We start from the raw sequence: 1,740 nt of genomic DNA on the forward strand, positions 1-1,740 counted from the left end.
GGATATCGCACGGCGCACTTCGATCTTTTGCAGCACCGGCGTGTCGAGGTTGAAATACAGCTGCTGCTGCAAACCGATGTAGGCCCAGTTGGTGGTGTCCACGGTGATCTTCGGCAGCTTGCTGAAACGCCCAACGTCGGACAGCGGGATCGCCTGGCCGCCCAGGTCGGCGGCGCCGGACTCCAGCGCGGTGGCGCGGGCCAGCGCATCAGGGATGAAGCGCACTACCACCTTGTCGAGGTAAGGCTTGGGCTTGTCCCAATAGTTCGGATTGCGTTCCAGGACGATATGGCTGCCCTTGACGAATTCCTTGAAGATGAACGGACCGGTGCCGACCGGCGCGCTGTTGTACTTGCTGTTGAGGATGTCGGTCTTGTCGTAGAGATGCCTGGGCACGATCGGCGACTCGGCGCCGGCCAGTGCGGTCAGCAATGTCGGCGACGGCTTCGACAGCACGATCACGGCGGTGAACGGATCGGGCGTCTGCACTTCGGTGACGTTGGCGAAGGTGGCGCGACCGCGCGGGTGCACCACTTTCAGCGTCAGGATCGAGAATGCCACATCGGCCGAAGTGAAGTCCTTGCCGTCATGCCATTTGACGCCGTGGCGCAGGTTGAAGCGGTATTGCAAGCCGTCCTTGCTGATGCTCCACGAGGTTGCCAGCAGCGGTTTGGGATTGAGGTTGAAATCGTAGGTCAGCAGACCTTCGACGATCTTCGGGCCGAGTTCGGTATTGCCGCCGGCCGTGGTGGTCAACGGCAGGATCGACGATGGTTCCGGTGTGACGATCCAGTTCAGCGTGCCGCCGTGCTTCGGCTCAGCCGCGCCGGCCTGTCCTGTACCAGCCAATGCCGCCAGCACGCCTGCCGCCAGCGCGGCAACGATCTTGCCTACCCTCTTGCGCGTCCTTGTTTTTGTTGCAGTTCCCCACGTAATCATGCTATCCCCGAGCGTTAGTGTTAACTAAAACACGCCATCTTAGGAATCGGGAAAGCCAGGGTCAACGAACAAAAAAGAGTTTGCTTACTCGTTCCTGCTGGTAGCGACGGAGAAATGGTCGAGGCCGCATCAGGTCTCCGCCTGCGCACCGCCCAGATACCAGCGCTGCTCGATTTCACCGGCCGTCAGCGGTTGCGCATGCAGGTAACCCTGCACCATGTCGCAGCCGGCCGCGCGCAGGAAATCGTGCTGCTCCTGCGACTCGACGCCTTCGGCGACCACCTTCAGGTGCAGCTTGTGGGCGATGGCGATGATGGCTTCCGTGATGGCGACGTCGTCGGCATCGGCCGGGATGCCCTTGACGAAGCTACGGTCGATCTTGAGCGTGTCGAGCGGATATTGCTTGAGGCTGGCCAGCGACGAATAGCCGGTGCCGAAGTCATCCACCGAAATCGTCACGCCCAGTTCGCGCATGCGCTTGAGCAGCACCACCGCTTCCTGCGGGTTCTGCATGATCGCGCCTTCGGTGATTTCCAGCTCGAGCATCGCCGACGGCAAGCCGCTCTGGTCGAGCGCGTTGTCGATCGTGGCCAGCAGGTCATCCGAGGAAAACTGGCGCGGCGACAAATTCACCGCGATGCGGCCGAACTGATAGCCGCGATCCAGCCAGGCCTTGCCCTGGCGGCAGGCCTCGCGCAACACCCAGGCGCCCAGCGGCACGATCAGGCCGGTCTGCTCTGCCAACGTGATGAACATGCCCGGCGCCACCAGTCCGAAGGCGCGCCTGCGTAGCCGACTTCG

2 protein-coding genes are annotated in these 1,740 nt (G+C 62.3%); both read right to left on the reverse strand.

Going from position 1 to position 1,740, the window contains the following annotated elements:
* Window positions 1-939: ABC transporter substrate-binding protein (locus HLUSI_RS28555; protein ID WP_040503473.1), on the reverse strand; the 939-nt coding region annotated here is incomplete at its 3' end.
* Window positions 940-1,068: 129 nt separating this feature from the next.
* The coding region (locus HLUSI_RS0113370) for an EAL domain-containing protein (RefSeq protein ID WP_157137853.1) at window positions 1,069-1,740 on the reverse strand (672 nt) is incomplete at its 5' end.

The sequence above is a fragment of the Herbaspirillum lusitanum P6-12 genome, assembly GCF_000256565.1.
Taxonomy (GTDB): Bacteria; Pseudomonadota; Gammaproteobacteria; order Burkholderiales; family Burkholderiaceae_D; genus Herbaspirillum; species Herbaspirillum lusitanum.